This window comes from Aliivibrio sp. A6 (assembly GCF_028765505.1).
Classification (GTDB): domain Bacteria; phylum Pseudomonadota; class Gammaproteobacteria; order Enterobacterales; family Vibrionaceae; genus Aliivibrio; species Aliivibrio finisterrensis_A.
Genome location: NZ_JARACR010000005.1, coordinates 160,567 through 176,767, shown reverse-complemented (window position 1 = coordinate 176,767; position 16,201 = coordinate 160,567). Strand labels below are relative to the sequence as shown.

The window sequence follows — 16,201 nt, the reverse complement described above, 5'->3', positions numbered from 1 at the left end:
CTTGAGTTAATGTTTATTTGATTGGATTAATGGGTGGCACAGTCCATTTCATATCTAAGATCTCTTGAGAGGGAACATATAAACGAGTAATGGCATAGAAATTCCCTTCTGACGTTGGTAACCAATTGGCAAGTTGTGTGCTATTACTTGGCTTATCGTGAGACAGTATTAAGTCAAACGATCCATCTTTATTTTTCTTGATAGGAGTTTGGTCGTTAACATTAAAATGTTGAATATCAATGATAAAGTAGCGATTATCGACTTCAGGGGTAGATAAAATCATTGGTTCTTTAGATACATCAACAATCGCACTTGAATATAAAGTATCGCGGTTAGCCGTTGGCATATCCGTATCTTGGCGAGCTACTTGTTCTATGCGAACCCCATAGATAAGCATTCGTTGCTAATAAATACGTTTCTTGGTCTAGCCAAGTTGAGGCTTGGTTTTGTTGAATTTGTGCCGAGGGAGTCAGCGAAGAAGTGTTGAGTTCCTGAGCATTTATACTTAAAGAACTGATTAAGACGCTAGCTACAATAGCCGCAGTGATTTGTTTTTTAAACATAAGTAACCCCTCTCAAATTGATTGAGTTATCTTATGCTTTTCGATTAAAAATTGTGCCTATACTCCCTATTAGTATTTTTAATAGAGAGTATCTTTAGATTGAAAAAATGAATAATTAATGTTGAGAGAAAAAGCGTTTTGTTTCAGTTAAAAGCCATTCAGTTAGGGGTTGTTTTCGGTTAGTTTGATGGCTAAAAAAGGCAATTTTACGTTGATATCCTTTAGGTACAATGTTTTCTGGAATAGATAGGAATCGGAATTTATCACCTATCGAACCTTGCAGAGAGCGAGGCATTATTCCTATATAACCACTTTCAATTATTAATGTAGTCATTAAGGAAATATCACTGGTTCTTAAGTTAATATTTTTCTTTCACTTAAAATTTCGGATCAGTTGTTCGGCTTTAGATGGGCCAGTGACTCCTGGGATCAAACAAATAGCGATAGGATGAGGAAGGATGTTTTCAATCGTAATTTCATTGAGTGAGTGTTTATCATATACAACGAACGCAAACTCATCGGCTCCGACTTCTTGCTCCATCAGTGTTTTATTGGTTTCCATTGGTAAATAGGTAATACCAAAGTTTTGGTGAGGATTCATCTCTAATTTTTGTGGTGTATTTATGTCCCAATGAGAACATTGAACCGTGAGATCTGGCGCTAACAATGTCAGCTTTTTTATTAATTGAGTACCAAGTGTTGATATTAATGGAGGAGATATCAGTAAATGCAATTCCCCATTAAGTTGAGAGATATCCCACTCAGTATTATCACTGTATAGCTTATCAAGCTGAGTAAGCAAGTCAGGTAATGTAGACAAAATATCTAAGCATTTGATAGTAGGAACTAAGTTGTTTTTGTCACGGATAAATAAAGGATCATCAAATTGGTCACGCAGTTTTTTGAGCATAATACTGATAGTTGGTTGACTCAAATTCATTCTTTTTGCTGCTAACACGGTTTGTCTTTCTTCATTGAGAATGATAAGTAACCTGAGTAAATTAAGATCTTTATTATGCATTTATGCTCATCTTTATATTGATATTTTTGATTATTAAATATAACCACAAAGCTCTGAATAATCATAATTTATACACTATAATCGGGACGAACATAATAAAAATACTCTTTAATGGATAAAGGAAATACAGATGAAAAAGTGGTTGTTATTGCTCAATAGCCTAATACTTTCTTTTAGCGTTCATGCTGCAGATACATGGAAAGAGATAGAACAAAAAGCCAAAGGGCAAACCGTTTACTTTCACGCGTGGGGGGGAAGCCAAGAAATTAATAATTACCTTCGTTGGGCAGATAAAGAGCTACAGCGAAATTATGGCGTAACACTAAAACACGTAAAAGTGGGTGATATTGCAGAAAGTACGTCACGTTTATTGGCTGAAAAAACCGCAGGGAAAAATGACGGTGGTAGTGTCGATATGGTTTGGATTAATGGTGAAAACTTTAAGTCCATGAAGAACAATCAACTGCTGTTTGGTCCATTTGTCAATCAGCTACCAAGCTGGGAGTTTGTGGATAAAGCCTTGCCTGTAGACAGTGACTTTTCTGAGCCGACGCTAGGCTTAGAAGCGCCGTGGGGTGTGGGTCAACTTGTATTTATTCATGATAAGCAAACACTAAGTAATCCGCCACAATCTTTTGCTGAATTGCTTAGTTATAGCAAAGCCTTTCCAAATAGAATTACTTACCCTAAGCCGCCAGAGTTTCATGGTACAAGTTTCTTAAAAGCGTTATTAATTGAGTTAACCAATAACAACTCTCAGCTAATGCAACCGGTAGAGAACGCTAATTTTGCTGAAATAACTCAGCCATTATGGATCTATTTGGATGAGTTGCATCAAACTGCGTGGCGTAAAGGGAAGCAATTCCCATCAGGGACAGCACAATCACTGCAGCTATTAGATGACGGTCAAATTGATCTTGCGGTTACGTTTAATCCAAATGAAGTCTTTTCTGCACAAGCAAGTGGCAAGCTAGCCGACACCACAGAAGCTTATGCCATGGAAGCCGGTGCGTTATCAAATATTCACTTTCTCGCTATTCCTTGGAATGCATCAGCAAAAGAGGGCGCTCAAGTCGCAATTAACTTTTTACTGAGTCCTGAAGCTCAGTCTCGTAAAGGAGATTTAAGTGTCTGGGGTGATCCATCTGTGCTGTCGTCACAGTATTTAACGGGCTCAGCGAAGAAGACGAAGCTATTTAAATCTTTAGCAGAACCACATCCAAGCTGGCAGGTGGCGTTAGAGAAAGAGTGGCTAGTTCGTTACGGAAAGTAAAAATAATATAAATCACTATAAAATGCTCGTTTTAAATCTATATGCTTTAAAACGAGCATTTTTTATTGTAAGTAATAAATTGTATAAAGACTCCGTAGTTAATTTATTCTCATTTGTTTATCTGTAGATGGATTCAATGAAATTAACACTTTAGAGGGTTTTATTTTTAATCACCTCTTTATCCTCTTTCTGATCATACCTGTTCGTTTGCTTGTTTTATGCTCTAGATCTTCTTTTTGATATTCTAACACGCATTTTTTGTGCTCGAACGCTCGTTTCGAATTTGCTGGTGTTTAAATTATTAATAAAAGGAGTACATTTCTCGCTGCTTAACGTGAATGCTGTACCTACTTTAATAATAATTTGGCCGTTTATCTTAAATATATAGAGCGTTTATATACGTTGGATGAAATGAGTACATAACGAAACAAAGGAATGAATCATGGCGAATAATAAACAACATACATTACTTGGACAATGCATCGCTGAATTTATCGGTGCCGGTTTATTAATCTTTTTTGGTGTCGGTTGTGTCGCCGCCTTAGTGTTAACTGGTGCTGAATTTGGCCAGTGGGAAGTTAGTATCATATGGGGTATAGGCGTTGCCATAGCCATTTATTGTACTGCGGGTGTCTCTGGTGCACATCTTAATCCAGCGGTTACCATTGCATTAGCTGCCTTTCATGGGTTTGATAAAGCAAAAATAATTCCTTACATCATTGCTCAAGTACTTGGTGCTTTTTGTTCTGCTGCGTTAGTTTACGCGTTATACAGTAATTTATTTGCTGATTATGAAATTGCGAACGGTTTTTTAAGAAGCAGTGAAGCTGCATTATCAACGGCTGGTATCTTTTCAACTTATCCCCATCCTTCTTTATCGATACTAGGCGCATTTTCTGTTGAGTTTGTTATTACTGCTGTTCTTATGTTCGGAATTCTTGCTTTAGGTGATGAACATAATGGCGCTTCTCGCGGTCCTATGAATCCACTTCTTATTGGTTTACTAATTGCGGTTATAGGTGGTTCTCTTGGTCCTCTAACCGGTTTTGCAATGAACCCTGCGCGTGATTTTGGTCCAAAACTATTTGCTTACTTAGCGGGTTGGGATTACGCATTAACAGGTGCAAAAGAAATTCCTTACTTTATCGTTCCAATTTTAGCACCAATTGCTGGCGCATGTTTCGGTGGTTGGGCATATCCAAAAATGATTGGTGCTTATCTACCAAAAGCAGGTCATGGTTGTACGATTCCAAACCAGTGTGATGTGGAAGAAGACACCAAAACTGCTGAAGTTTAATAAAATAGTTAACTAACAAATATAGCCCTACGAGCTAATACATTACAACTAATACATAAAAGGATTCCATCATGACTGAGCAAAAATACATTGTTGCACTTGACCAAGGAACTACCAGCTCTCGTGCCGTCATTCTTGACCACAATGCAAATATTGTCAGTGTTTCTCAGCGTGAATTTACTCAGATTTATCCTCAAGCAGGCTGGGTAGAGCATGACCCACTAGAGATCTACGCAACGCAAAGTTCGACTCTAGTTGAAACCTTAGCAAAAACAGGCATTCGCAGTGATCAAATTGCTGCAATTGGTATTACGAACCAACGTGAAACGACGATTGTTTGGAATAAAGAAACCGGAAAACCTGTCTATAATGCGATTGTTTGGCAGTGTCGTCGTACTGCTGACACCTGTGAAAAGCTAAAAGAAGCAGGTCTAGAAGAGTATATTCGTGAAAATACAGGTTTAGTTGTTGACCCATATTTCTCAGGTACAAAAATTAAGTGGATTCTTGATAATGTGGAAGGCGCTCGTGAAGACGCTGAAGCAGGTAAATTATTGTTTGGTACCGTTGATACTTGGCTTGTGTGGAAGATGACACAAGGGCGTGTTCACGTTACAGATTACACCAATGCTTCACGTACAATGGTGTTTAATATCAATACGCTTCAGTGGGATGAAAAACTGCTGAAAGAGTTAGATATTCCACTTTCAATGATGCCTGAAGTGAAATCATCATCAGAAGTATATGGCGAAACAAACATTGGTGGTAAAGGCGGTACACGTATTCCGATTGCTGGTATTGCAGGAGACCAACAAGCCGCACTTTATGGTCAAATGTGTGTGGAGCAAGGCCAAGCGAAAAATACCTACGGCACAGGTTGCTTCTTGCTAATGAATACAGGCAAAGAGAAAGTAACGTCTCGCAATGGCCTATTAACAACACTAGCATGTGGCCCACGTGGTGAAGCCTCTTACGCACTTGAAGGTGCAGTATTTATGGGGGGAGCATCAATTCAATGGCTACGTGATGAGATGAAATTACTGGCAGATGCAAAAGATTCAGAATACTTTGCAACTAAAGTCGATTCATCAAATGGCGTGTATGTGGTTCCAGCTTTTACCGGGCTTGGAGCACCATATTGGGATGCGTATGCGCGTGGTACGATTGTTGGCCTAACACGCGGTTGTGGTTCAAACCATATTATTCGTGCAACATTAGAGAGTATTGCTTATCAAACTCGTGATGTAATTGATGCGATGCAAGCGGATTCAGGGATCAAATTATCAGCACTTCGTGTCGATGGTGGTGCGGTTGCCAATAACTTCTTAATGCAATTCCAATCGGATGTATTGGATGTTGCAGTTCACCGTCCACAAGTTACAGAAGTAACGGCGTTAGGGGCTGCTTATCTTGCTGGCTTAGCGGTTGGTTTCTGGGGTAGCCTTGATGAGTTGGCAGATAAAGCCGTCATTGATCGCTCTTTTGAACCTCATCATGATGAAGAGAAGCGTAACCAACGTTATCGTGGTTGGAAACGCGCAGTAAAATGTGCGCAAGCATGGGCAGAGTTACATGATGAAGAGTAATTAACCTAATCTGATTATTAATCAAACAAAAGGAGCGCATTTAATGTGCTCCTTTTTTCTTTTCCGAACTTTGTTTGATATATATCACGCATATTTACATCAAAAACTACCACTATTTATTCCTTCTTTAGTACACTAATTCGAGTTGAAAATATAAGTCATTGATTGTTCGAAATTAGGGGAGTAATTCGTGAAGCAATTATCAAGACATCAAGAAATAGTAAACCTTGTGCAGCAACATGGATACGTCAGCACTGAGGATTTAGTCGAACAGTTTAAAGTAAGTCCGCAAACCATTCGTCGTGATTTAAATGAATTGGCTGACGAGAACAAAATTCGCCGTCATCATGGCGGAGCTACCATTCCACTAAGCTCGGTAAATACAGCATATACAACGCGTAAAGTGATGCAGTTAAACGAGAAAGATACGATAGCAGAAGCGTTAGCGAAACATATTCCAGATGGTGCAACCTTGTTTATTGATATTGGCACAACGCCAGAATCAGTAGCAAAAGCATTGGTAAAAAATCATAAAGATTTACGAGTAGTAACCAATAACATCAATGTCGCTATGATCTTAATGGCAAATCCTGATTTTAAAGTGATTCTTGCTGGCGGTGAAGTTCGTAACCGAGATGGTGGTATTGTTGGTGAAGCTACGTTAGATTTCATTAAACAATTCCGTTTAGATTTCGGAATATTGGGGATCAGTGGTATTGATTATGATGGTTCGCTATTGGATTTCGATTATCATGAAGTTCGAGTAAAAAAAGCCATTATTGAAAATAGCCGCAGCGTATACCTTGCGGTTGACCATACAAAATTTGGTCGTAATGCGATGGTGAATCTAGGTAGTATTACTGAGTTGCAAATGATCATTACCGATCAAGAACCACCAGAAGAGATCGTGGTGATTTTAAAAGATAATGAAATTCCTTATGAAGTAATTTCTAAGTAACTCTCATTATTCATAAATAAAAAATCCCTGCTCTTGATTAAGATCAGGGATTTTTTGTATCTGTATCACAGTAAATGTTCGGAATCGAAAATAAAAAGTGACTCAAAGCGAAAGTTAAGTTATCGTGTTTTTGTCGTAATTAATGTTCGTTCGCTCATTTGAGTCTTTAAGGTCACTACTATGAATAATGAAAACCAAACACACACAACCTGCGCTGTTTTAGATTTAATTGTAGTTGGTGGTGGTATTAACGGGGCTGGCGTTGCTGCTGATGCCGCTGGTCGAGGATTAACCGTTGGTCTATACGAAGCGTCTGATTTTGCTTCAGCAACCTCTTCAGCAAGCTCAAAGTTAATTCACGGTGGCTTACGTTATTTAGAACATTATGAATTTCGTTTAGTGTCTGAAGCGCTTGCCGAGCGTGAAGTGTTATTAGCTAAAGCCCCACATATTGCCAAACCAATGCGTTTTCGTTTACCTCATCGCCCATTTTTACGTCCTGCATGGATGATCCGTGCTGGTCTTTTCCTTTACGATAATTTAGGTAAACGAACTACACTTCCTGCAAGCCATTCAGTTAACTTAGCGAGCTCTGGCTTACTAAAACCTGAAATGACCAAAGGTTTTGAATATTCAGATTGTTGGGTTGATGATGCGCGTTTAGTGATCCTAAATGCAATGGCTGCAGAAAAAAATGGTGCAGAAGTGAAAAACTACTGCCGAGTTGAGAAAGCCGATCGTATTGATGATATTTGGCATGTCACTATTTTTGATGAGCAAACAAACACACGTTTTGAGCGAAAGGCCAAAGCACTGGTTAATGCTGCGGGTCCATGGGTTAAACAGTTTTTTGATGACAGTTTAGAAGATGAATCCCCTCGTAATATTCGTTTGGTTAAAGGCTCGCATATTGTGGTGCCTAGAATACATAATGAAGAGCAGGCGTATATTTTACAAAATAAAGATAACCGAATTGTATTTGTTATTCCTTACATGGAAGATTTTTCAATCATAGGTACAACGGATGTTGAATATAAAGGTGACCCAAGAAAAGTTGCGATCTCAGAAGATGAAGTAAATTACTTAATTGATGTTGTAAATCAGCACTTTGTTGATCAAATAAAACGCGATGATGTCGTTTGGACTTACAGCGGTGTGCGTCCATTGTGTGATGATGAGTCTGATTCACCTCAAGCGATCACTCGTGATTATACTCTGGAGTTAGAGCAAGAATTAGATCAAGCACCATTGTTGTCTATTTTTGGTGGGAAGCTTACGACGTATAGAAAGTTGGGTGAAACAGCAATGAAGATGCTAAACCCATACTTTTCTAAAATGGGAAAACCATGGACAAGAAATGTGGCGTTACCGGGCGGTGATTTTGATTACCCTCGTTCGCAATTAGTAAGTAATATTTGCAGCCAATACCCATGGTTATCAGAGAAAACAGCCACTCGTTATGTAAATCAATTTGGAACACTGGTTTGGACGTTATTAGAAAATGTAACTTCAGAAGCAGATATGGGCCGAGTATTTTCTGAAGGTGTGTACCAAACAGAAATCGACTACTTAATGCAGCATGAGTTTTCTCAAAAAGCCGAAGATGTATTGTGGCGTCGAACCAAGTTAGGGTTGTATTTAACTCAAGACCAGCAAGATGCCGTAGCTCAATATATGAATGAGAAATTAGGAACAAAGAAGGGGGTTAAACTTGCGCAAGTGAGTTAATGTTAAATTTAAATCTTTTGATTAAGCCTGAAGTATGCTTCAGGCTTTTTTGATTTTATAGAAATACTTGGATTTATCATCTATAAGAGTACTATCTTAAGGTCATATTAATGGGATCGTAAAATGAAAATTAAACTTCTTTCAGTGCTTATTGCGTCTTGTGTCGCGTATTCAGCGAGTGCCTGTACGGGTATTTCTCTTTCAACGGTTAATCATGATTACATTCAGGCTCGAACGATTGAGTGGGGTCAAAATGATCTGAACAGTAAATTAATTGTATCTCCTCGTGATTATTCATACGTATCTACCATGCCAGATCAAAAGCAGGGATTAAAGTGGGATTCTAAGTATGGATTTGTTGGTATCTCGGTCAGCGATGATCGTTTTATTGCTGATGGTGTTAATGAGGAAGGATTAACGGCAGGCCTATTTTATTTTAAAAATTATGGGTCGTTAGAGAAATACAACCCAAATGATACTAAGACAACGATTACTGATATGGACTTTAACCGTTGGATGTTATCGCAGTTTAAAACAGTAGCTGAAGTCGAACAAGCGATTAAGCACATAAAGATAGTACCAGTTTATATTGATGCTAAAGGAGTGCCATCACCAACAGCACACTGGCGCGTAGCTGATAAGCAAGGTAATAACATTGTTATTGAAATCATGAATAATGGTGAAGTTAATATCCATAAAAATGCGGCTAAAGTGCTGACAAATGCTCCAGATTACCAATGGCAGGTAACTAATTTAAATAATTATATTCATTTAACTCCAGGAGTAAGTCCGGGACAAAAGATCAACGATGTAGATGCTTTCTCTTTTGGTGTTGGTTCTAGCTTTTTAGGGTTGCCGGGTGATATTACGCCACCGTCAAGATTTGTGCGTGCTGCCTTTTATGTAAATTCAACGCCTGTAATGAAGGAAGGGTCCGATGCGGTATCTCAGGCATTCCATATTTTAAATAATTTTGATATTCCGATTGGAAGCGAATTTAATGATAAAGCACATATTTCTGATTTACCAAGTGCGACGCAATGGACTTCTGTCGTAGACCAAACAAATGGATTATTCTTTTATAAAACCATGCGTGATAGTACGATAAAAAAAGTGGATTTAAATAAGATCAATTTTACTGGAAAAGTAGAAGAAAAACGGTTGTTAGATTCAGGAACATTCCATGTTCAAGATGTGACTCCAGATATATAGATAACTCTTTAATCAAGCCTCACTATGAGGCTTGATTATTAATGATTTTTTTACGTTTTCTTTTATTGATGTACATCTTTTTATCAGCACTATCTAAGGCAAGCTGGATATCCATGTCTAATGGAGTTACCCCAAAAGAATAAGATAAAAAGATCTCTCTCTGTTGAAAATGATGTTCAAGATTGGTTCGGATCATTCTCATCTTAGTTTGAATATCTTGAATTGAATGAGAGTCAAAACAAAGCACAAACTCATCCCCACCAAAACGAATAAGAAGATCTTCTTTTCTTAAGTTTTGATTGATTAATCGTGCAGCTTCCTTAAGTTGTTGATCTCCAAATTGATGTCCATATTGGTCATTAATATTCTTAAACCCATCTAAATCAATAAATACCATGGTGTTATAGGCGTTTACATCAATATGATTAAGTTTAGCTTTAGTAAAGCATCCTGTTAATGGGTCAATCGGCGATTGTACATCTTGGTTATCTTCATAAACAAATATCATGACAAAGGTTTTATCAAAATACTTTATTTTTTGGCGATAAGTATGGAAATGCGTTGTTGTTGAATCGACCTCTACCGTCTCATTCGACATTAATATATCGGACTCATTATTGAGTAACTGTTGATCAAGTTGCAGACAAGTTTGATAGTCTGGGAATCGTTCTAATACTTTAGATACAGGCATTCCAACTAAATCACAACCAAGGTAGTCAGTGTGTTTTTTATTATTGTATATTGCTACACCGTGCTCATCTCTTAGAATAAAAAGACAATTACAGTGTTTCATTAGATTGGTTGTAAATAGAATCGAAGGACTTTTTATGCCATCGAGTAATTCTTGGTATTTTGTATTAAGTGCCTGCAAGTTGAAATTGTTGTAGTCAATACCTAATAAATTAAATGGGTCCTGTGGCTTTAGGGCTTCTAACGCTTGATTTAATTGGGTATTGTCTTTTGCTACATTGATATTGTAAATGAAGCGATCAATTGGTGGCATTGAGTCATTTAATTGATTATCAATAGTAGGAGCATGTGATTTAAGTTTTTGATCTAACTCAGAAAGCGAGATAGGGTAAGACAGGTAATACCCTTGAGATATTACTGACCCTAAAGATTGAATCAAATTTAATTGATTAACGTTTTCAATTCCCTTAATCACGACGTTATTACCTAAAAATTTATTTAACTTTTGGTACAACGAGCGTAAGAAACAAAATGATAAGTAGTCATCTTCAATTGGGCTAATTAAAGAGCGGTCGATCTTTATATAGTCAAAGTTAAGGCTTAATAATGGATCTGAATTTTTGCATTCTGTGCCGTAGTCATCAAGCGTAAAAAACAGGTTGAGTTTTTTTAGCCGCTGCATATTTGAACGTATTTTTTCAAGATTCACGTTTTGATGCTTAAAGTTTAACTCAAACGAGAAGCCTTTATGATGTTTGAATACGGATTCACAATATTCAATAAAAGATTCAGACTCTAAACTGCTGACTGATATGTTGATTGAGATATGAACATTATCTTGATTATTTAGACTCAATTTATCGGAAATAATATGAGAAATTACTGCTTTATCAAACTCTTCTTTATTATTAATCGTTGAAATAAAGTCTAGAGGTAAGTCGTCAGAGCCCTTAACTCTTATTAATGCTTCATAAGAAACAATGGAGCCTTCGAAGAAATTTGGTTGATAAATGAAGTAGGTATTCTCAAGCATTATTATAATTATATTCTAGATTAAATTTGTGGCTAATCTATCACGCTTAGCTGTTTAGTTACTATGTTAATAGGTGTTTAAATTGAGATCTAAGTCACATTTATAAAATGAATGTATTTGCATTAATTATATGGAATTCTGGTGTTGTTTTTGAGGGTTTGTTTGGTGCTGGATATATCTAATACAACAGCCTGATCACTTATGAGGCAGGCTGTTGAGGTTAATTTACACCAATGCTTCACACAATAACGAAATTGGATGAATAGTTGTCACATTGGTATTCTCTTCAATTTGCCATTTACAGGTTTCACAATCAGTAATTGCATAATCTGGTTTAGCCGCTTTTATTTGGTCAAAGATATTTTTACCAATAGCGATAGAGGTATCGTAATTCTCTGTTTTAAAACCGTAAGTTCCAGCTAAACCACAGCATTCACTGTCTAGTACTTGCACTTCCAAACCGGGGATAGCACGCAGCAATTCGATAGTGTAGATATTGCCACCACTGCGCTCTAAATGACAAGGCGTATGGTAGACAATCTTCTTATTTAAGGGTTTCATTTTAGGCCCACGACCATTCATTATTTCTTTTAGTATGAAGCGTGTAACGTATTCTATTTTTTTCGCTACTTTGCTGTTATCGACATCTAATACGTGTGGATACTCTTGTTGTAAGGTGAATGAACAGGTAGAAGAGGTCGATAGAATCGGCACATCTCTACGTTCAATCGCCGCTTCTAAATTAGCCACATTAAACTCGGCGTTTTTCTGTGCTTTTTTATGGAAGCCATTAGCAATAAGAGGGACACCACAACATTTCTCTTTATCTAATAACTGCACGCCAATGTGCATGTTATTCATGACGCGGATAAAGTCTTTCCCTAGTTGCGGGTGGTTATAGTTTACAAAGCATCCGTGAAAATAGTGGACTTGTTGCTGGTAAATCGATTGATCAGACACTTCTTTTTTATACCAACGGCGGAACGTTCCGTGAGAATACTTAGGCAGTGATTTATGGTCATGAACACCAATGGTTTTGTGCATTACTTTTTTTACTAAGGGTACACTCGTGACAGCGTTTACAATAGGGGCAACAGGCGTTGCTACCGAGCCAAATAGATCGGTATGACTTAATACGAAGTCACGGATCCCCTTCATGTTATAAGCTGGTTTTCCGTGTTTACCACGCGCAACTGCAATCATGTCACCAATTTTAACCCCTGACGGACAAGCGGTTTCACAGCGCTTGCAGTTGGTGCATAGCTTTAAGGTTTCGTCATAATATTCTGGGCTTTTAAAGCGTAAACGCTCGCCATCAGGGCCGCATTGTTTTGGCCCAGGATAATCAGGGTTCTCTTTAGCAACAGGACAATACACGGTACATACGGTGCATTTTAAACACTGATCAAAACTCGTATTTGCTGGTGCTCTGAAGATTAAGTTATCTTTTGCAAAACGATCTTTTAATAGATTTGAATTAAATAGTGGGCTGCTCATAATGCGACCTCTTGTTGTTCTGTTTTATTATGGGATAAACATTCAGGTTTTATCTGCTTGATTATTGATTCTGCAGCATGAAACCCAGAGCTAATTGCAACACCACTGCCGCTGCCTTCTAATACAGGGTTATAACCCGATAAGATCGCTCCGGCGCAATACAGATTATCAATAATATGACCTGATTTTATTGCTTGTAGTTGTGAGGTTGTTGTTACGCCCATACTTAAAAATGGGTGAGATTGAGGGCTAAAGAAGCTTGGATTATACCAACCCGTTCGAGTGTTACTTTGATTAAGATCTAAACCAAAAATAGGTTCTTCCATTGAACTTGCACTTGCTTTTAAACCTTGGCTAAAAAAGCTGCCGGTTGCTAGTACAAACTGCTTTGCTTGCAGTGGGAAGTCACCATGATTTTTAGTGAATATACGGTTTAATCTGTAGTGCGAATGCTCAGGATCTTCTCTATCAACATACGAAAATTCACCCTGAATAACGTGGTCCCCATTGAGTAGGGTTCCACCTTGTTCAATGAAAGCGTGTTTCATGGTTTCTTCTAATCGAATACCCAATAATGATGGTGGCATAGTTGGAACTTCACATAAGGTCAATTGAGTTAACGCTTCAATCTCCTTTAAAAGCCCCAAACCTTTGCCATTACCAAAAATAGCCGGAATTACGACAAGATCGCCGGGATTCGCGTGTTGCTGCAGTGCATGTGCAAATTCTTGTAGGTTCGCTCGTTTTGCTAATAATCGAGAAAGATCAATAGAGCGTAATTCACAGTGATTGCGTTGAATGTCATTAAAAGCAGACAAAGAGACGGTTGCTGTTGAAATTTCAACATCAGATAATTGACTGATTTGCTTTAGGTTATCTTGCGCTAACTTTGGTTGAAAATCACGAAAGCCATCAATCGTCACCAATACTATTTTTTGCACTGTATTGCTTTCTAGTGCCATTGGGAATTGATGAACAAAAGGTTGCGATAACCACGTTGATTTCATTGTGCCTAGTGGCGTTAATCGATAATGATTACGTCCGTTTGTTTGAGAGGTTAGTGGAACACCAATACTAGATAGCGTCGCTTGGTACCAATCAATCGCACGGTTTACCGTTTCTTTTCCTAATGTGGCATAAGGGTGTTCAGGATAATGAGTCGAAAAGCCATCAATTGCTGACATAGGGTCGATAACATGCGTGCCATCAGGTGTTTTTGCTAATACATCAATAGAGCCTGATGAGAAGTGTAGGGCACTTTGACCAGAGGCAATCACCGCTGTTTTTAACCCTGCTTCTAAGCAGCGAAGAGCACAGCTTAAGCCAGCCATGCCACCGCCAATGATAATGGTATCGAAGTTCATAATGTTGCCTCTTGTTCTTTTTGTTGTTGAGACGTCTCTGTTTGTTCTGACGTTATCGCTGTATCAGTACTGGTGTTCGCGGTTGGTATATCGCTTGCACCAAATAAGCCTTCATAAATCCAATAGCTAAATTCAGCCTCACGCAGAGCATCACCCCAGAAAACGGGCTTGATACCTTTCCAGCGTTCTTCTAAAAAGTGAGTCAGTAATTGGCTTGATTGATTGCCAGAGACTTGTCCACATTCTTCAAATAGCCCAGCAGCGCGATACGTACATAGTTCGCCTTGGCAAGGTCCCATACCTAAACGGGTACGACGACGTAGATCGACTAAGTTGTGCACATCTAATTGATTGATGGCATAGTTGATTTCACCTTGAGTTACCATTTCACATTCACAGATAACCGCTTGATCTTTTGCATTATCAGTTAAGAAACGTTGTGCTCGTTCACCATGGCGATAAACCGCACTTTGATAAACAGGTTTTGCTAGGCTTGCGGTTTTTTTCGCTGCGATAGAAGCACTGTTTGACCCCGGAAGTGGACGGCTGTGTGTTGTGCATTGTTGGGTGTTATTCAGTTTTTTAGCTACAAGATCCGTGGTCATTTCTGCCATTAAGCGTGACGTCATTAATTTACCGCCGGTAATGGTCGTTAATCCGTTCAGTCCATCTTTTTCACTATGGTCAAGTAAGACAATCCCACGGCTAATATTACGGCCAGAACCATCATCATCTACCGCGACTAAAGGACGTACACCAGCATAAGCGCGAAGTACACGAGTATTCGCCATAATAGGGGCAAGTTTGGCACCTTCGCTTAGTAGAATATCCACCTCTTTAGCGCTAACGTGAAGGTCATCTATTTTGTCATAATCAATATGCTCTGATGTGGTTCCTATTAATGAAATAGTGTCACCCGGTACTAAAATGTCGGCATCAGAAGGCTTACGGCAACGGTTTATTACTAAGTTATTAATACGATAATCTAAGATCAGTAATGAGCCTTTAGCTGGGAACATCTTGATGCTCAAATCAGCGTATTCACAAATGTTTTGCCCCCAAATACCTGCGGCATTAATGACTTCTGATGCGAATATTTCAAATTTTTGATTGGTTCTAACATCAATACATTTAACCCCAAGAACCGTATCTTGGTGGCGAATAAGAGACGTAACATGAGTATGAGTGAGCAAACGCGCACCATTTTCTTTCGCATCAAGCACATTTGCCGCACATAAACGAAAAGGGTCAAGTGTTCCATCCGGCACTTGAACCGCACCAATTAGGTTAGGGTTGACGTTTGGTTCAAGTAATAAGGCTTCCTTAGGGGTGAGTTGTTTTGCTTCAATACCAGCAATTTGGCATGATTCAATAAACTGCTTTTGAAAATCTAAGTCATCATCAGGAAGAGAGATAAACAGGCCTTGTGTATCTTCAACACAATGCTTTGCGATGTTTTTTAATATTTTATTCTCATGAATGCATTCTTTAGCTGATTCGTTATCCGTAACGGCATAGCGAGCCCCAGAGTGAAGTAAGCCATGATTTCGGCCTGTGGTTCCAGAAGCTAAATCGTCTTTTTCAATTAAAATGCAATCGATACCGCGCAGAGCACAGTCACGCATGATCCCCGTGCCTGTCGCACCACCTCCGATGATGATCACTGACGTTTCTAATCGAGACGTTTTATCCATAATTCACTCTCTTTTTACCACTTATGATGTATGGATCTATGATGATATTTATCTTCTGCACTTTCTTTGATTTAGCGCAATTATGTTCGTTCGCGCATTCGTGTTATTTTCGTTTTGGTATATAAGTCACATGAATTTCATTAAACGAAGGTGGGCTTAGGGGTTTAACCCGATGGTAAAGAGAATAATTTGCGCGTTTTCGAATAGAAGGACGGCGGATTTGCGAGTCATATCAAATTTTATAAAGAACAGATGATATAATTGGAATAATTAGTAATAAATCTA

Annotated in this window: 14 protein-coding genes; 6 read left to right on the top strand and 8 right to left on the bottom strand. The window is 38.4% G+C overall.

Annotation, left to right across the window (positions count from 1 at the left end):
* Positions 1-13: 13 nt before the first annotated feature.
* The 4 genes from PVK70_RS05245 to PVK70_RS05230 form a co-directional block, all read right to left on the bottom strand.
* Entirely contained in the window at positions 14-346 is a 333-nt protein-coding gene (locus PVK70_RS05245; RefSeq protein WP_242504756.1) for a DUF1214 domain-containing protein, read from the bottom strand.
* The gene (locus PVK70_RS05240; protein WP_242504757.1) at positions 333-563 is read right to left on the bottom strand and encodes a hypothetical protein; all 231 of its coding nucleotides are present in this window, start codon (positions 561-563) and stop codon (positions 333-335) included. The genes PVK70_RS05245 and PVK70_RS05240 overlap by 14 nt, the downstream gene beginning before the upstream one ends.
* A 115-nt stretch (positions 564-678) precedes the next feature.
* A complete protein-coding gene (locus tag PVK70_RS05235) occupies positions 679-897 on the bottom strand; it encodes a hypothetical protein (protein ID WP_242504758.1) in 219 nt (72 codons plus the stop codon).
* A gap of 39 nt (positions 898-936) precedes the next feature.
* Complete coding sequence (locus tag PVK70_RS05230) at positions 937-1,584, bottom strand: LysR family transcriptional regulator (RefSeq protein WP_242504759.1); 648 nt, start codon at positions 1,582-1,584, stop codon at positions 937-939.
* A gap of 130 nt (positions 1,585-1,714) precedes the next feature.
* On the opposite strand from PVK70_RS05230, the gene PVK70_RS05225 reads away from it, so the two are divergent.
* The 6 genes from PVK70_RS05225 to PVK70_RS05200 all read left to right on the top strand — a co-directional run bounded on the left by PVK70_RS05225 (position 1,715) and on the right by PVK70_RS05200 (position 9,638).
* Positions 1,715-2,857, top strand: coding sequence for an ABC transporter substrate-binding protein (locus tag PVK70_RS05225; RefSeq protein ID WP_130047584.1), 1,143 nt, complete (start codon positions 1,715-1,717; stop codon positions 2,855-2,857).
* Positions 2,858-3,299: 442 nt separating this feature from the next.
* Positions 3,300-4,154 carry an MIP/aquaporin family protein gene (locus PVK70_RS05220; protein ID WP_130047585.1) on the top strand — a complete coding sequence of 285 codons (855 nt, stop codon included), beginning with the start codon at positions 3,300-3,302 and terminating at the stop codon, positions 4,152-4,154.
* 71 nt (positions 4,155-4,225) lie between these two features.
* A complete protein-coding gene (gene glpK / locus PVK70_RS05215; protein ID WP_130045213.1) occupies positions 4,226-5,740 on the top strand; it encodes a glycerol kinase GlpK in 1,515 nt (504 codons plus the stop codon).
* A 190-nt stretch (positions 5,741-5,930) separates the two neighbouring features.
* The gene (locus PVK70_RS05210) at positions 5,931-6,698 is read left to right on the top strand and encodes a DeoR/GlpR family transcriptional regulator (protein WP_130047586.1); all 768 of its coding nucleotides are present in this window, start codon (positions 5,931-5,933) and stop codon (positions 6,696-6,698) included.
* Positions 6,699-6,878: 180 nt separating this feature from the next.
* Positions 6,879-8,426, top strand: coding sequence for a glycerol-3-phosphate dehydrogenase (gene glpD / locus PVK70_RS05205; protein WP_130047587.1), 1,548 nt, complete (start codon positions 6,879-6,881; stop codon positions 8,424-8,426).
* A gap of 123 nt (positions 8,427-8,549) precedes the next feature.
* Positions 8,550-9,638: a linear amide C-N hydrolase gene (locus PVK70_RS05200; protein ID WP_130047588.1), complete on the top strand. Its 1,089-nt coding sequence runs from the start codon at positions 8,550-8,552 to the stop codon at positions 9,636-9,638.
* A 22-nt stretch (positions 9,639-9,660) separates the two neighbouring features.
* On the opposite strand, the gene PVK70_RS05195 is transcribed toward PVK70_RS05200, so the two are convergent.
* The 4 genes from PVK70_RS05195 to glpA all read right to left on the bottom strand — a co-directional run bounded on the left by PVK70_RS05195 (position 9,661) and on the right by glpA (position 15,916).
* The gene (locus tag PVK70_RS05195; RefSeq protein ID WP_130047589.1) at positions 9,661-11,361 is read right to left on the bottom strand and encodes a GGDEF domain-containing protein; all 1,701 of its coding nucleotides are present in this window, start codon (positions 11,359-11,361) and stop codon (positions 9,661-9,663) included.
* A gap of 225 nt (positions 11,362-11,586) precedes the next feature.
* Positions 11,587-12,858: an anaerobic glycerol-3-phosphate dehydrogenase subunit GlpC gene (gene glpC, locus PVK70_RS05190; RefSeq protein ID WP_130047590.1), complete on the bottom strand. Its 1,272-nt coding sequence runs from the start codon at positions 12,856-12,858 to the stop codon at positions 11,587-11,589.
* Positions 12,855-14,222, bottom strand: a complete 1,368-nt coding sequence (glpB, locus tag PVK70_RS05185; protein WP_130047591.1) for a glycerol-3-phosphate dehydrogenase subunit GlpB — start codon at positions 14,220-14,222, stop codon at positions 12,855-12,857. Before glpB ends, glpC begins: the two co-directional genes overlap by 4 nt.
* Positions 14,219-15,916, bottom strand: coding sequence for an anaerobic glycerol-3-phosphate dehydrogenase subunit A (glpA, locus tag PVK70_RS05180; protein ID WP_130047592.1), 1,698 nt, complete (start codon positions 15,914-15,916; stop codon positions 14,219-14,221). Before glpA ends, glpB begins: the two co-directional genes overlap by 4 nt.
* Between the last annotated feature and the right edge of the window lie 285 nt (positions 15,917-16,201).